The 15,908-nt window shown below is 63.2% G+C and carries 13 protein-coding genes; 7 read left to right on the top strand and 6 right to left on the bottom strand.

The window, feature by feature from the left end:
- The first annotated feature begins 436 nt into the window (after nt 1–436).
- Entirely contained in the window at nt 437–1,768 is a 1,332-nt protein-coding gene (locus SB753_RS23520) for an aspartate aminotransferase family protein (protein ID WP_410802091.1), read from the top strand.
- 138 nt (nt 1,769–1,906) lie between these two features.
- Here the strand turns inward: SB753_RS23520 and SB753_RS23515 are convergent, their stop codons facing one another.
- Both SB753_RS23515 and SB753_RS23510 read right to left on the bottom strand, forming a co-directional pair.
- Entirely contained in the window at nt 1,907–3,226 is a 1,320-nt protein-coding gene (locus tag SB753_RS23515; protein ID WP_410802089.1) for a DUF3443 domain-containing protein, read from the bottom strand.
- Nucleotides 3,227–3,252: 26 nt separating this feature from the next.
- Entirely contained in the window at nt 3,253–3,750 is a 498-nt protein-coding gene (locus tag SB753_RS23510) for a DUF2844 domain-containing protein (RefSeq protein WP_410802087.1), read from the bottom strand.
- Between the two features lie 315 nt (nt 3,751–4,065).
- On the opposite strand from SB753_RS23510, the gene SB753_RS23505 reads away from it, so the two are divergent.
- Nucleotides 4,066–4,902 (top strand): alpha/beta fold hydrolase, encoded by an 837-nt coding sequence (locus SB753_RS23505; RefSeq protein ID WP_204520370.1) that lies wholly within the window; start codon nt 4,066–4,068, stop codon nt 4,900–4,902.
- A 73-nt stretch (nt 4,903–4,975) separates the two neighbouring features.
- On the opposite strand, the gene SB753_RS23500 is transcribed toward SB753_RS23505, so the two are convergent.
- The 4 genes from SB753_RS23500 to SB753_RS23485 form a co-directional block, all read right to left on the bottom strand.
- Complete coding sequence (locus tag SB753_RS23500) at nt 4,976–6,931, bottom strand: phosphatase PAP2 family protein (protein ID WP_410802085.1); 1,956 nt, start codon at nt 6,929–6,931, stop codon at nt 4,976–4,978.
- 270 nt (nt 6,932–7,201) lie between these two features.
- Nucleotides 7,202–8,752, bottom strand: a complete 1,551-nt coding sequence (locus tag SB753_RS23495; RefSeq protein ID WP_410802083.1) for a TolC family outer membrane protein — start codon at nt 8,750–8,752, stop codon at nt 7,202–7,204.
- A gap of 11 nt (nt 8,753–8,763) precedes the next feature.
- Nucleotides 8,764–9,087, bottom strand: coding sequence for a rhodanese-like domain-containing protein (locus SB753_RS23490; RefSeq protein WP_088172974.1), 324 nt, complete (start codon nt 9,085–9,087; stop codon nt 8,764–8,766).
- A 59-nt stretch (nt 9,088–9,146) separates the two neighbouring features.
- On the bottom strand, nt 9,147–9,800 hold the full coding sequence (locus tag SB753_RS23485; RefSeq protein ID WP_020065132.1) for a protein-L-isoaspartate O-methyltransferase family protein: 654 nt from the start codon (nt 9,798–9,800) through the stop codon (nt 9,147–9,149).
- 344 nt (nt 9,801–10,144) lie between these two features.
- On the opposite strand from SB753_RS23485, the gene SB753_RS23480 reads away from it, so the two are divergent.
- The 5 genes from SB753_RS23480 (at nt 10,145) to SB753_RS23460 (ending at nt 15,873) form a co-directional block, all read left to right on the top strand.
- Nucleotides 10,145–11,233 carry a LacI family DNA-binding transcriptional regulator gene (locus SB753_RS23480; protein ID WP_027804172.1) on the top strand — a complete coding sequence of 363 codons (1,089 nt, stop codon included), beginning with the start codon at nt 10,145–10,147 and terminating at the stop codon, nt 11,231–11,233.
- 3 nt (nt 11,234–11,236) lie between these two features.
- Nucleotides 11,237–12,724 carry a sugar ABC transporter ATP-binding protein gene (locus tag SB753_RS23475; RefSeq protein WP_410802081.1) on the top strand — a complete coding sequence of 496 codons (1,488 nt, stop codon included), beginning with the start codon at nt 11,237–11,239 and terminating at the stop codon, nt 12,722–12,724.
- A complete protein-coding gene (locus SB753_RS23470) occupies nt 12,705–13,718 on the top strand; it encodes an ABC transporter permease (protein ID WP_020065136.1) in 1,014 nt (337 codons plus the stop codon). The genes SB753_RS23475 and SB753_RS23470 overlap by 20 nt, the downstream gene beginning before the upstream one ends.
- Before the next feature lie 74 nt (nt 13,719–13,792).
- Complete coding sequence (locus SB753_RS23465; RefSeq protein WP_020065137.1) at nt 13,793–14,755, top strand: substrate-binding domain-containing protein; 963 nt, start codon at nt 13,793–13,795, stop codon at nt 14,753–14,755.
- Between the two features lie 68 nt (nt 14,756–14,823).
- Nucleotides 14,824–15,873 (top strand): sugar phosphate isomerase/epimerase family protein, encoded by a 1,050-nt coding sequence (locus SB753_RS23460; protein ID WP_410802079.1) that lies wholly within the window; start codon nt 14,824–14,826, stop codon nt 15,871–15,873.
- The last annotated feature ends 35 nt before the right edge of the window (nt 15,874–15,908 follow it).

The raw sequence follows: 15,908 nt of genomic DNA, 5'->3' as shown, positions 1-15,908 counted from the left end.
GATGATGAATGTTTATGGGCGTCGATTTCAGCCACGGGGCTTGCCCCGCATGACTTGCCGCTCGTGTACTGCAAGGCACATGCCATGTGAGGAATGCGCAGCACTCCGCGGCTTCGCGCGCTGCGGCGCGCCTCCACGCGAGCGGGCTTATGCTGCTTGGCGTACGAATCTGGTGCACATGGCTTTAATGCGCCTCGTTTAGGTGCGCGCCGCGCCGCGACGAAGCGTGACGATCGGCCAGCGGGCTTTGGCGGTGCACATGCGCCGCTGCTTTGTGCATGCGCTGTGTTGTGCCTACACTGAAAGACCGCTTACTGGCCTTTGCATGGGACAGGGCTGAGCGCTGAAGCGCTAACTTCTGTCGACAGCGTTGCATGGGACCGGACTAAGCGCTGAAGCGCTAATTCCCGTCGACAGTTCTGCATGGAGATATGAGATGACTGAATCCGCCGGCGCCAATCAACCCGATATGTCCGCGTTCTGGATGCCCTTCACCGCCAATCGCCAGTTCAAGAGCGCGCCGCGTCTGCTCGCGAGCGCGAAAAGCATGTACTACACATCGCACGATGGGCGGCGCATTCTCGACGGCACCGCGGGCCTGTGGTGCGTGAACGCAGGGCACTGCCGCGATGAAATCGTGGCCGCCGTGCAGGCTCAGGCTGCTGAGATGGATTTCGCGCCCACGTTCCAGATGGGCCACCCGAAAGCATTCGAAGCCGCGACGAAAATCGCGCGACACACGCCGGGCGATCTGAAGCACATCTTCTTCGTGAACTCAGGCTCGGAAGCAGTCGACACCGCGCTGAAGATCGCGCTTGCCTATTACCGCTCGCGTGGCGAGGGACAACGCACCCGCTTCATCGGACGCGAGCGCGGCTATCACGGCGTCGGCTTCGGCGGAATTTCCGTTGGCGGGATTGCGCCCAACCGCAAGGCGTTTTCGGGCGCGCTACTGCCGTCGATCGATCATTTGCCGCATACGCTGAACATCAAAGAGGCCGCTTATTCGAAGGGCCAACCGGCGTGGGGCGCGCATCTCGCCGACGAACTCGAGCGGATCGTCGCGCTGCACGATGCGTCGACGGTTGCGGCGGTGATCGTCGAGCCGGTGGCCGGATCGACAGGCGTGCTGATTCCGCCGCAAGGTTATCTTCAACGGTTGCGCGAGATCTGCGATAAGCACGGCATTCTGCTGATCTTCGACGAAGTCATCACCGGTTGGGGCCGCCTCGGCGCGCCGTTCGCCGCGCAGTATTTCGGCGTCACACCCGACCTGCTGACGATGGCGAAGGGCACCAACAACGCGGCCGCTCCGATGGGCGCGGTGGCCGCAAGCGGCCAGATTCACGACTCGATCGTGAACGGCGCGCCGGGCGGCATCGAGCTGTTTCATGGCTATACGTACTCGGGACATCCGATTGCGGCTGCGGCGGCATGCGCGACGATCGACCTCTACGAGCGCGAGCAGTTGTTCGATCGGGCCGCGCGGATGGCGCCGCTTTTCGAGCGCGCGATTCACAAGCTGCGCGGTGAACGGCATGTGATCGACGTTCGCAACCTCGGGCTGGTGGGCGGCGTCGAGCTTGCGTCGCGCGACGGCGCGCCTGGCACACGCGCTTACGACGTGTTCGTGCGATGTTTCCAGAAGGGCGTATTGACACGCTATACCGGCGACATTCTCGCGTTCTCGCCGCCGCTCATTATTGAAGAGGCTCAGATCGACGAGATCTTTACGACGGTGGCCGAGGTGTTGAGGGAGACGGATTGAAGCTTCGGGCGATCGCTTTATGCGCTGACTTTAGGGGTTCGCCGTAGGGGTTGCATCAGGTCTTTGCATCAGGCGTTTGCATGAGGCCAGCGCGTGCCGCGCCGGCCTCATGCATTGCGCGTGTTTTGCGTCAGTACGCTAGAACGCGACGAACGGTCCGCTCTGGTTACCGACCTTCGCGTTCCCCATTACTGTGTAGACGTCCCGGCCGTAGAAAAACGGCAGCCCCCACAGGAACATGCTGTTTTTCCCGCTGTACGCGAAGTTCACGCCGGCGTTGCTGAGAGCGTAGTAGCCGGATAATCGCAGGTTGCTCGTATCAGCAATGGAGAACGGCATATCGAGCGGCTTGCCTGTGCCGTTGGTGGCCTCCATTGTTGCGCTCATATTCAGCGGCGTGGCAGGCGTGTACCAGCCGTCCGCACTCGTCGCGATGGTGTCGTCGGGGAAGGCGTATGCATTAGTGCCGCTGTCGATCACGCTGCGGGTAAAGACTTTGCCGCGATACTGCGTCGTGAAAGCGCCGTATTTGTCGATGGCGAGCACGGTCGCGCTCGGCGGCAACGCGTTGTTCTGCTGCGTACCGATGCCGAACACCAGTTGCCCCGTGACGCTCGTCTGGCCGCCGGCCGGCACAGCGGGCAGGCGGATGATCGTGCCGTTGTTGTCCGTGGCGAATGCGGCTACGGGGTTCTTCACTTCCTTGCCGGCTAGCATGCGTGTGCTAATGCACGAGTTCTGCGACGGGCAGTAGTAGTAATTGCCAGGAATCGCGGTAGTGACCGCGTCGGCTGAGTCTGTAGCGAAACTGTCGACGCCGAGAATACCGTTAATGCCGGCGAAGGCGCCGCCGCCCAGGTCGGCACCGTAGTTCGTGCAGTCGTCGGGGGCGGCGAATGCGTTGTCCGCGTACACCTGGATTGGAAGGTTGCTCGCTGTCTTGCTGCCGATCGTAACGTCGGCGCGTTTGACCGAGCCCCACGTATAGCCTGAGGCGAACGGCATGCATTCGACGATGGGGGCGGAGCCGCTTATGTCGTCGACTGCGCCGACTTGCGTGAGCAGCAACGGGGCCAGTGTGGGAATGGCGCGCGCTGCAATCCGCACGCCGGTGGAGCCGGTGTCGACCAGCATGTTGTCGACGGTCACGCATTGCGGCGCGTTCTGGGTGCCCGGCACGCATAGCCTGATCGAGGCCTTGAGCAGGTTGACGCCGCCCATCGTATTGTCGACGCGGATCGTGACCGTGTTGTCGCCTGTAGCGGGCGGCGATGAATTCCCCGAACCGCCGGAGGCGCCGGACCCGTGCGGTGTCCATTGCGGTGTGGCGTTCCAGCCGGCCGAATTATTGCCCTGAGTGCCGGAGCCGGCACTCCCGCCGCCCCCGCCGCCGCAAGCGGCAAGCGTCAGGACGCCGATGGCCGCCGCGAGCGACAGCGTCTTTTTCAATGTATTCATGTGTTTTCCCGGGAAGCGCATGGCTGTTATTCGAGATCGCCCGGACGCACGCCCGCGGGCATCAGACGCGGCACCCAGGCCATGCCGAAGAAGCGCCCGAGGCGGCCCGCGGATTCGATGCGGAAGTCGTCGTTACCTTCGATCAAAGGACCGGAGCCGCGCACGCCGCTTTGTCCAGACGCAACGTAATTCGCGAAGTAGCTGCCGAGCAGCGCGCGCATGTTCGGCCGCACCGGGCCGTCCCAGGTGACGGCGAACACGACGTTGGCGTTCAACACGTATTCGCGGATCGTGACGCCGTTCGCGTCGATCGACTGGCGCACCGAGTAGGGCGCCGCGCTAACGAGCCCGCCGGCCGGCTGGCTGCTTGCGGACGGCGGAGCGGACGCCGGAGCGGACTGCGGCGTGGCGGCGCGCAGCATGAGCGGCATGGACGCTCCCGTGACCGGCGGGCCGCCCAGCGCGGCGTACGACGACAACGGCAACACGGTTGCGGCCAGCATCGCTATCTTCATGAGTCTCATCACACGGCTCCCGAAATGGACCGAGCATGGTGCCTGTCTGGTATTCGGGAAACCCTGCGAAATTTCTCAATCGGGTGGACGAAGCGGCGCAATTAATTGCGATGAGAGTAAGCGTGCCCAAGGGCGATTGATGGCAGCGGCGCAACGATCAGTTCTTTTCATCGCGCTTCCATAACGCGACGCGTGTCAGTATTCTCCTTTCAGCGCGTTGCCAGATTCGCTCCACAGTTTGTTGCCACCATGGTGGCTTTCGTAACACTCGCGCCGGATCATCCAGTCTGCTATTGCCCAAAACGTGAAACAGGAGAAACGACCATGCCGTACGTGACAACGAAGGACAATGTCGAAATTTTCTACAAAGACTGGGGTCCGAAGGACGCGCAGCCGATCGTGTTCCATCACGGCTGGCCGTTGTCTTCCGACGACTGGGATACGCAGATGCTGTTCTTCGTTCAGAAGGGCTTCCGCGTGATCGCTCACGACCGGCGCGGCCACGGCCGCTCTTCGCAAGTCTCCGACGGACACGACATGGACCACTACGCCGCCGACGCGTTCGCGGTGGTCGAAGCGCTTGATCTGCGCAACGCCGTGCATATCGGCCATTCGACTGGCGGCGGCGAGGTGGCTCGCTATGTGGCGAAGCACGGCGAACCGGCTGGCCGCGTCGCGAAGGCGGTGCTGGTGAGCGCCGTGCCGCCGCTGATGCTCAAGACCGAAGCAAACCCGGAAGGTTTGCCGCTTGAAGTCTTCGACGGCTTTCGCAAGGCGCTTGCCGACAATCGCGCGCAGTTCTTCGTCGACGTTCCGGCGGGGCCGTTCTACGGCTTCAATCGTCCGGGCGCGACGGTCCATCAAGGCGTGATCCAGAACTGGTGGCGTCAGGGCATGATGGGCAGCGCCAAGGCGCACTACGAAGGCATCAAGGCCTTCTCGGAAACGGACCAGACCGAAGACCTTCGCTCGATCAGCGTGCCGACTCTCGTGCTGCACGGCGAAGACGACCAGATCGTGCCGTTTGCCGATGCGGCGCTGAAGTCGATCAAGCTGTTGAAGAACGGAACATTGAAGACGTATCCGGGCTTCCCACACGGCATGTTGACGTTGAACGCAGATGTGCTCAACGCTGATCTGCTGGCGTTCATTCAGGGGTAAATGCAAGGCAGCGAGTCCGCGTGGAGCGGACTCGCTGCCGATGTAGCGAAGGCGGGGAGCCTTGCCGCCTTGGTTACGAATCGAGATGAACCTGAACGCCGGTTGATGAGTAGACCGGCGTGGCTTTGAAGCCATCAACGGAAACAGCGGAGAACTTCACGTTCGAACCATTGCCGCTGATCACAGTGATCGTATCGCCCGCCTTGGGTTTGAAGCCGTCGACGAACTTCACATGCAGCGTTCCGCCGAGAACCGTGGTCTGAGCGCCGACCTTCATCGAGCCTTGTCCATTGGCGCCGAGATTGAGCTCCAGAGTCGTATTCGCAAGCTGCGTGAATTTTCCGACGACCGAAACCACACCGGGCGCATTGACGACCAGCGAGCCCGCACCTAGATACACGTCACCCGTTCCGAGCGCGGACGCAGAGTCGGCTTCGAGCGTGCCGCCGGCAATCTGCGAGCCACCCGAGTACGTGTTGGCTCCGGCCAGTCTCAGCGTGCCGGTTCCCTGCAAGGTGAGCTTGCCCGCGCCCGAGATCGGGTTGCGCCAGGTGTCGAGCGCGTTGAAGCCGCCTTGTGTCGCGTCCATCGAGACGATCACATTGCCGTTGAACGCGCCGTAGCCGTCCGCGGCTGCGAACATGTTCAGGCGGCCCCAGCCTTCGGCATCGTCCATGACGGGATACCCCGACGGAAGTTCTGTCGTCTTCAGCACGACGCGGCGTTGATCCGCGCTGAGGTACGGAAAGCGGGTTTCCAGCAACAGTTCCGCACCCTTCGGAACCACCGGCGCTGCATCGGTCGCTTCGATTTGCGCGAAGCCGAATGTCATGCGGCGCAAATAGTTCGACCGGTTGGCCGTGTAGTCGGCGAAACGGTCCGTCGCGGTCGTGCCCGAATGCGCGAACGTGTTGAACGTGCTGTTCGTCGTGCTGGTTTGAGCCATCAGAGCGCTTTGGGCCTGCGCGTAGGCGGCGGCCTTCAAAGACGCGTTGGCCGGGTTATACAGATTGGCAGCCACAACCGCCAGGCCCTGCATCCGTCCACCTGTCACGTCGAGCGGCGAATGCATGCCTGCGACGATACGGTTTTCGCCGAGTTCCATCGCACGACTCATCATTTCCTGGAAGCGCTGCGGGACCACGTAAGCCATGGCCATCGAGTCGCGCATTGCCTCCGCCGTATGGCCGCTGATGAAGCCGCCATCGGTGGCGGGCGTCGTGCTTTCGGCCGGCACGAGTGTCGGCACGACCACCACCGAACTGCTCCAGCGGTACGGCCTCGCGTATTTGTAGAAGCGCTTCGCCGGTTCTGTCGAACCGTTCGTGCTCATTGCGTTGACAAAGTCGACCACGGTGCCGAACGCGGCATTGGCCGGACGGCCAACGCCCGTGTTGTTGCCTGCGTCGTTGTACAGCGTGGTGGTCGCATTCGCGGGAATCGAGGTGATAGTGGTGGTCTGCTGCGTGAGGCCGAGCCATGCGCCGGTCAACGGTCCCATACCGTCTGTCACGCTGTATCCCTTGTTGCGGCGGTCGTCGAAATACGCTGCGTCCGCTTGCGCCTGGGTGCGCGAGACCGTCTCGTTGACGACGAACTGCGTGTTCTGATTCAACACGGCCGCATTGAGGACCGTGCCGCACGCTGTGCCTGAGTTGATGAGACCTGAGCATGTGGAGGCAACCACGGCGGGGAAACCGTCGACTGCAGGCGCGGACGCTCCGGCGTCGACAATCATGGTCGACGGCTGCCACAGGTCGAGGAAGCGCGCGACCACACGTACACCGGCATTCGTATCGAGGGTCGCGAAGTGCGCGTCGTTTCTTTGATTGGATGCGGCATTGTCGACGAAGGCCGGCACGGGAGGAATGGACGCACTGTCCACAAATCCAGGATCCGCTGGCGGGGCGGGCGCGACGGCCGCACTGCTCTGGAGGTCGTCACTGCTGCCGCACGCGCCCAGCGCGAGCAGGGTGCATAAAGCAACGAAAGTCGATAATGGGCGGCGTGCGGGTGGTTGGAACAACATAGGCTTCCTGATGTCGGTTGTAAGAGATCGAATGGGAACGGATCTTGAGTAACTCAAGTTAAGCCCCGATGACATTCAGAAAGACGGGAGAGGGTTCAAAGCGGCCGCACGCGAGGACAAATGCGAGAGTGAGGCCGCACAGTTGGGTCCCGTTCTGCAGGAAGATGCGTGGATAGTCGCCGCGAAAGCGCGAGCGATTTATATGCTGGGTGAACGGTACAGTCCGCGAATCGGTCCGCGGATCAACCCGGCTTTGAACTGCAGCAGCGGCTACTGCGTTGTGGCCGTGCCGGCCAACCCCCGACGCCCGAGCTTGCCCGCCGCGCCCGTCGCCGCGGCGCCCGGATGCGGCACTGTGGGCGCTTGTGGCAGCGCGGTCAATGCGCCATCGTCGACGGGAGATAGCAGCGAGCTCAGCTGCAAGACGTCCTGATCGGTGAGGTTCGCGGTGGCGGCCTTCAGCTTGAGACTATTGATCAGCGTGTCGTAACGCGCCTTTGCCAGGTCGCGCCGTGCGGAGAAGAGTTGGTCTTGCGCGTTCAGCACATCGATGTTGATACGCACGCCGACCTGATAGCCAAGCAGATTCGATTCGAGCGACGTGCGCGCGGAGCGCTCGGCAGTCTGCAGCGCACGCACTTGCGCGAGCCCGCTGACCACGCCGAGAAACGCCTGGCGCGCGGAGAGCGCCGCGTTGCGCCGGGCAGTGTCGAGATCGGCGGCGGCCTGGTCTTCGAGTGCGAGCGTCTGGCGAACGCGGCTTTGCGTGGCGCCGCCTGCGAAAAGCGGAATCGTGACCTGCACGCCGATCGTGCTGTTCGTGTACGAGGAGCCCAGGTTGCCGAGTTCAGCTGCCAGCGCAGGCGTGCCGGGCGAAGGCGTATTCGCGCCGCTGCCGAAGCCGCCGCCGAAATTCCCGCCGAAGTTGCCGGCTCCCGCCGCGCCCAGGCTGCTATGCGAGCGGCTCGCAACCAGATCCACAGTCGGCAGATGGCCGGCTTTCGCCTTCGACGTTTCGCGCTGTGCGTTATCGAGCGCGATCTGTCTGAGTACGACCTGGTAGTTGGCGTCGCTCGCCGCATCGACCCATTGGTTGATGTCCGCGGGCACGGGCGGCGGCAACGGAGCACCGGCCGCGAGACCGTCGATATGCTCGACCGGATGCCCGACGATCTGCTGCAACGCCGCCAGTTTGACGGCGAGATCGTTCTGCGCGGCGATTTCCTGCGAGACTGCCTGATCGTATTTGGCCTGCGCTTCGTTCGTGTCGGTGATCGTCGTGTTGCCCACTTCGAATGAACGCTTTGCCGATTCGAGTTGTTGCGCGATCGACGCCTTCTGCGACCGCGCGATGGCAACGCTGTCTTGCGCGGCGAGCGCGTCGAAGTACGCCTCGCCAAGGCGCACGATCAGATCCTGGCGCGCCTGCGCGAATGAGGCCTGCGCGGACGCGACCGCGAGTTTGCCTTGCGCATAGCCGTACCAGCTGTCCACATGAATGAGTGGCTGCGTAAGCGAGACCACATAGCCGTAGGTGTTGCCATACGACGCCGGAAAGCCACCGCCGAAGTCCGTGCTCTGACGGCTGCCATTGAGCGACGCCGAGACTTGCGGCAGCAGCTTCGCGCGTGCGAGCGGCAGTTCCTCGCTATTGGCGGCGAGCGCGGCGCGCGCGCTTTGCAGTGGCGCGTCGTTGGAGAGCGCTTCGTCGTAGAGTTGGGAGAGATCGACTGCTTGCGCGAGCGGCGCGTGCAACACGCAGACAAGCGCGCAAGCAAGCGCCAGAGCAGACGCCAGGAGCGGCGCGCGCTGACGCTTCATTGCCCGTGGGCTCAGTAAGTGGGAACCGACGGGTCGACCTGGCGCGACCATGCGTCGATCCCGCCTTGCAGATTAAAGACGTTCGCGTGGCCGCGCGATTCGAGGAACATCGCGACCTGCGCGCTGCGTGCGCCGTGGTGGCAGATGCAGACGATCTGCGCGTCGTCGTCGAGTTCTTCGCTGCGCGCGGGAATTTCACGCATGGGAATCGACACGATGCCGGCCATCGCCGCCGTCTGGATTTCCCACGGCTCGCGCACGTCGAGCAGCACGGGTGCGGGGCGCGAAGTGTCGGCGAGCCATTCGGCGAGCGCGGGAGCGGTCAGGTTTTGCATCAGCGAGACTTCCGTTCAGAGGACGGCGGCGCGCCGGCCGTCCGTGAAAAACACGCGAATCAGAACTTGAAGCGCGGCGGCTGCACGGCGTTGACGAGCGGTTCGACGTAGGTTTCGAACACGTCGGCAACGCGGTACTGCTTTTCGTCGATACGCGTGATGATCTGCGCCTTCATGACCGGCGCGGTGCCGACAAACGCTGCCAGACGGCCGCCGATCTTCAGGTGTTCGAGAATTTCCTGCGGCAGCACGGGCAGTCCGCCCGACACGCAGATCACGTCGTACGGAGCAGCGGCGGCCCAGCCGCGCGCGGCGTCGCCGGTCGCGACTTCGGCATTCAGCACGCCATTTGCGATCAGGTTGTTCTTTGCCAGTTCCGCGAGTTCCGGTTCGATATCGACTGTCAGCACGTGTTGCGCGCGGTGCGCGAGCAGCGCCGCCATGTAACCGGAACCGGCGCCGATTTCGAGCACGCTCTCATGTTTCTTCACCGCCAGTTCCTGCAGCGTGCGCGCTTCGACGCGCGGCGCCAGCATGTGCTGACCGGCCGGCAGGGGCACTTCGAAGTCGGCGAAAGCCAGATCGCGGTATGCGGCGGGGACGAAGTTTTCACGCTTGACGATCGACAGCAGATTCAGCACGTCCTGGTCGAGCACTTCCCAGGGGCGGATCTGCTGTTCGATCATGTTGAAACGCGCTTGCTCGATGTTCATGGTGGGTTTGGCGGTTCTGGTTTGGCGAGTTTTGCGATTTTCCCACTGCGCGGCGGCTTCGGCGGAGAGCCCGCTGATGTCAGCACTAACACTCGATGCGCAAGCCGCGGCAGGGTAACTGCGGGATTGTACCAAATGGTGCCGGCAGTCCGGGGCCGAGGCGGGCATCGCGCCGAGCGGGCTTTCGCAGGCGCCGCCCGGGTTCGCGCATTCGTCGCGAGGTCCGTGTGTTCGTCGCCGCGCTTTCGCCGATGCCCCCGTGTAAATCCCTAGCAATCCGGCCTTGCACTTCCACACTCGTTCGCTAAAAAATGTAATCGATTACATTTCCGGAAGCCGCTGCCTTGTCCAGATCGACATCAAAAGCGAAGCCCGCAGCGGTGTCCGCGACCGGCGACGAGTCGCGGCCGCAACCGCTTTCGCGGGCGTCGCGCTCGGCGGAAGGGCTCTCTATCGCGGGCGTGGCGAGGCAGGCGGGCGTGTCGGTGGCGACTGTGTCACGCGTGCTGAATGCCCACGAGAACGTGCGCCCCGCGACTCGCGACAAGGTGCTCGCCGCCGTCGACGCGAGCGGCTACCGCGTCAACGAGCTCGCGCGCAATCTGCGCACCGCCGAAAGCCGCCTGTTGCTCACCATGGTCCCCGACTTCGGCAATCCGTTCTACGCCGAGATCGTCCGCGGCATCGACAGCGTTGCGCGCCAGCACGGTTACTTCATGCTGCTCTGCGACACGGGCGCGGACGCCGGCCGCGAGCGCGGCTACTTCGACCTGCTGCGCCGCCGCCGCGCCGACGGCGCGATCTGTCTCGACCCGGCGACGATCCAGCAGGCACAAAGCGATGCATCCGGCGCGTTGCCTTGGGTTGCATGCTGCGAGTTCGATCCGGCGGTGGGCGTGCCGTATGTGGGCATCGACAACTACCGGGCCGCGGGCGATGCCGTGCGGCACCTTCTGTCTCGCGGACATCGGCGCATCGGCCTCATCAATTCCGACATCGACTATCTGTACGCGCGGCAGCGTCAGCAAGGCTATCTGGATGCGCTGACCGACGCCGGCATCACGCCGCTCGACGGCTGGCGCATGAACCTGAACAGCCTTGACTATGAGGCGGGTGCGTCGGCGGCGGCCACGCTGATGCTGCCGCCCGACGCACCGACCGCAATCTTCGCCGTGTCCGACACGCTCGCGACGGGCGTGCTTCACGGCTTGCGAAGCGTCGGCAAGCGCGTACCCGACGATGTCGCCGTGGTCGGATTCGACGACATCTCTATCGCGGCGCAAATCGATCCGCCGCTGACCACGATCGCGCAGCCCATGCGCGAACTGGGCGAAACCGCCGCGCGCCTTCTGCTGCAGCGGCTTGCCAATCCGCTCGCCAACGTGCCGGGTGTGCTGCTGCCTCACCGGCTCGTGATTCGCGGGAGCACGTGACTCATGAGCCTCGCTATCCGCTTCGACGACATCCGCAAAGACTTCGGCCCGGTTCGCGTGCTGCATGGCGTGAGCTTCGATCTCGCGCCGGGGCGCATCTACGGTTTGCTCGGGGAGAACGGCGCGGGCAAGTCCACGCTGATGAAAATTCTCGCCGGCTATGAAACCGCGACCTCGGGCACATTGCTGGTGGACGGTCATGCGCAACACTTTGCCGGTTCGCGCGACGCCGAAGCGCAAGGCATCGTGCTGATTCATCAGGAATTCAATCTGGCCGAGCATCTGACGATTGCGCAAAACATGTATCTCGGCCACGAGAAGCGGCGCGGCTGGTTCGTCGACGATGCAGCGATGCGCGCCGACGCCGCGCGTTACCTCGCTCAGGTCGGACTGGACAAGGCTCCGGACACGAAGGTGCGCGAACTGATCGTCGCGGAAAAGCAGATGGTGGAAATCGCGAAAGCGCTGTCGCGCCGCGCCCGCCTGCTCATCATGGACGAGCCGACGGCAACGCTCACGCCGTCCGAAACCGAGCGTCTCTTCACGCTGATGGCAAAGTTGAAGGCCGATGGCGTGACCATCGTTTACATCTCGCACAAGCTCGATGAAGTCGAGCGCATTACCGATGAAGTCATCGTGATGCGCGACGGCCGCTTCGTCGCGCGCAATGAAACCGCGGCGCTCGCGCGGCAGCAGATGGCCAACCTGATGGTCGGCCGCGACGTGTCCGACATGTTCCCCGAGAAGATCACGGTATCCGCCGCCGCGCCGGTCGCGCTGAAAGTGCAAGGGCTCGCCGTGCCGGAATGGGTCGTCGATCTGAGCTTCGACGTGCGTGCCGGTGAAGTGCTGGGCTTCGCGGGGCTCGTCGGCGCGGGGCGCACGGAAGCATTCGAAGCGATCATCGGTTTGCGCAAGCGCACGGCTGGACGCATCGAAATCGCGGGGCGTCCCGTCGATCTGAAAAGTCCACGCGAAGCAATGCGCCACGGCCTCACGTATCTCAGCGAAGACCGCAAAGGCAAGGGCCTGCACGTGAACCTGAGCCTGCAGGACAACGTGACGCTCATGACGCTCGAACGTTACGCGCATCCGCTGCTCGACATGAAAGCGGGCCGCGACGCATTGAAAAGCGCGGTGAGCGAATTCGGCATACGCACGGGCGACCTGTCGAGCCGCGCGCGCATGCTCTCCGGCGGCAACCAGCAGAAGCTTGCGCTCGCCAAGTTTCTACAGCCGGAGCCAGACGTCATCGTGCTCGACGAGCCGACACGCGGCGTCGACGTCGGTGCGAAACGCGACATTTATTTCCTGATTCATCGTCTCGCCGCGCAGGGCCGCGCGGTGATCGTCATTTCATCCGAACTGATCGAGCTGATCGGCTTGTGCCATCGCGTCGCCGTCATGCGCGCGGGACGCCTGCAAGCCACGCTGACGCTCGACCATCTGACCGAAGAGGAGTTGATCGCCCATGCGACCGGCACCCACTGAAGCCGTGCAATCCGGCCGCGCGTTGCGCTTCGCGCATCGACTGTATGCGCTTGGGCCGCTCGTCGGTCTGGTCGCGCTGTGTATCGTCGGCACGGCGTTGAATCGCGATTTCGCGACGCTCGACAACATGATGAACGTGCTGACGCGCACGTCGTTCATCGGCATCATCGCGGTGGGCATGACGTTCGTGATCATCTCGGGCGGCATCGATCTGTCGGTCGGCTCGATGGCGGCGCTAATCGCGGGCAGCATGATCTGGCTGATGAACGGGCTTGCGGCGGGCGTAGGCGGCCACACTTTTGCGCCGCTCGTCATCGTGACGCTTGGCATCGCATTCGCGTTCGTGCTGGGCGGACTGTTCGGCTGCGCGCACGGGCTGCTGATCACCAAGGGGCGCATCGAGCCGTTCATCGTCACGCTCGGCACGCTGGGCATTTTTCGCGCGGTGCTGACATGGCTCGCCGACGGCGGCGCGCTGACACTGGATAATTCGTTATCCGACCTTTATGGTCCCGTTTATTACGCGAGTCTGTTCGGTGTGCCCGTGCCGATCTGGGTATTTCTCGTGACGGCGGCGGGCGGCGCGCTGATTCTGAATCGCACTGCGTTCGGACGTCATGTGCAGGCGATCGGATCGAATGAACAGGTCGCGCGTTATGCGGCCATACGTGTCGATACCGTGAAGATCGTCACGTATGTGCTGCTCGGCATCTGCGTTGGCGTGGCCACCGTGCTGTATGTGCCGCGCCTCGGCTCTGCGACGCCGACCACCGGTCTGCTATGGGAACTCGAAGCGATTGCTTCGGTAGTGGTGGGCGGCACCGCGCTCAAGGGCGGAGAAGGACGCGTGATCGGCACGGTCATCGGCGCGATTCTGCTGTCGGTCATTGCCAATATTCTGAATTTGACCAGCATCATCAGCGTGTATCTGAACGCGGCGGTGCAGGGCGTGGTGATTATCTTCGTCGCGTTCGTTCAACGTGGACGGCGGTAGGTGTAGCGCTGCAAAGCGACACAATGGCAGGGGCGCACGAACGCCTCACAACAGCACAAATTGGAGACACAACCATGAAGCAGGTCATTCGAGCGATCGGCGCCGGCATGCTGGCGTTGGGGATACTGGGCACCGCGGGCGCTGCACGAGCCGATGACAAGGTCACGCTGGGCGTCGCGATTCCGACAGCCGACCACGGCTTCACGGGCGGCATCGTCTGGTGGGCGAACAAGGCGAAGGCCGATCTCGAGAAAGAACATCCGAATCTGAAAGTCATCGTGAAGACAGCGGCCGGAGCGCCAGAACAGGCAAACCAGTTGCAGGATCTGGTTACGGTGAACAAGATCAATGCGCTTGTGATTTTCCCGTTCGAATCGGCTTCGCTCACGCAGCCGGTTGCGCAGGTGAAAAAGAAGGGCGTGTATGTGACGGTGGTGGATCGCGGCTTGACGGATACCAGCGCGCAGGACGCCTACGTGGCCGGCGACAACACCGCGTTCGGCAGGATTCCCGCCGAATATCTAGCGAAAGCGCTCGACGGCAAAGGCGACATCGTCGCGCTGCGCGGCATTCCGACGACGCTCGACAACGAACGCTGGACCGCGTTTACCGGCGTGCTGAAGGGCTATCCGAACATCAAGATTCTCGACGCGAAATACGCGAACTGGAATCGCGACGACGCGTTCAAGGTCATGCAGGACTATCTGACGCGCTTCAAGCACATCGACGCAGTCTGGGCCGCCGACGACGACATGGCGGTCGGCGTGCTCAAGGCGATCGACCAGGCGAAGCGCAGCGACGTAAAGATCGTTTTCGGCGGCGCGGGTTCGAAAGGCATGGTGAAGAATGTGATGGACGGCGCACCGCGCATCCAGGCGGACGTGTCGTACTCGCCGAAATTCATCTACGACGCAATCAAGCTCACCGCCGAAGCCCGCCTGAAGGGCGAGAAGCTGCCGGCCACCACGATCATTCCGTCGGTGCTGATCACGAAGGAGAACGCGCAGCAGTTCTATTTCCCGGACTCGCCGTTCTGAGCCTTTGCACCGTCTATTGGCAGCGGGGCGCGTAGGCAGGCAGCGCACCCCGCTAAAGGAACCATACGATGAGAACCATCAAAGGTCCGGCGATTTTTCTCGCTCAGTTCATGGGCGACGAAGTGCCGTTCGACAACCTCGCGCATCTGGCTAGCTGGGCTGCGGGGCTCGGCTTCAAGGGCATTCAGGTGCCGTGCGATGCGCGCCTGATCGATCTCGAACAGGCAGCGTCGAGTCAGGCGTACTGCGACGAACTGCGCGAGACGGTCGACAACGCTGGCGTCACGATTACCGAACTGTCGACGCATCTGCAAGGGCAGCTCGTGGCCGTGCACCCCGCTTACGATGCATTGTTCGACGGTTTCGCCGCGCCGCATGTGCGTGGCGACCCGGCAGCGCGAACGCAGTGGGCCATCGAGCAATTGAAGCTGGCGGCGAAGGCGTCGCAGCGCCTGGGGCTGACCACGCACGTGTCGTTCTCCGGCGCGCTTGCGTGGCCGTATGTGTACCCGTGGCCGCAGCGTCCAACCGGTTTGATCGAGGCCGCGTTCGACGAACTCGCGCGCCGCTGGACGCCGATTCTGGATGCCTTCGAAGCAGCGGGTGTAGACGTGTGCTACGAACTTCATCCCGGCGAGGATCTGCACGACGGCGTGACCTTCGAGCGCTTCCTGAATGGAGTAAAACAGCATCCGCGCGCGAATATCCTCTACGACCCGAGCCATTTCGTTCTGCAGCAACTCGACTACCTCGCGTTCATCGACATCTATCACGAGCGCATCAAGGCGTTTCATGTGAAGGACGCGGAGTTCCGGCCGAACGGCAGGCAAGGCGTGTACGGCGGTTATAGCGGCTGGGTGGATCGCGCGGGGCGCTTCCGCTCGCTCGGCGACGGCCAGATCGATTTTCGCGCGATCTTTTCGAAAATGGCGCAATACGACTTCCCGGGCTGGGCGGTGCTCGAATGGGAATGCGCGCTCAAGCATCCACATGACGGCGCGCGCGAAGGCGCGGAGTTCATCCGCGAGCACATCATTCGCGTGGCCGAGCATGCATTCGACGATTTCGCGGGCAGCGGCGTCGATGCAGCGCAGTTGAAGCGCGTGCTCGGCATTTAAGGGCGCTGATCGCAACGGTGAGCCAGCGGTAAGCA

The organism is Paraburkholderia sp. SIMBA_053, from assembly GCF_046534895.1.
Classification (GTDB): Bacteria; Pseudomonadota; Gammaproteobacteria; order Burkholderiales; family Burkholderiaceae; genus Paraburkholderia; species Paraburkholderia caledonica.
The sequence above is the reverse complement of the archived record's forward strand: the minus strand, read 5'-3'. Positions and strand labels throughout refer to the sequence as shown.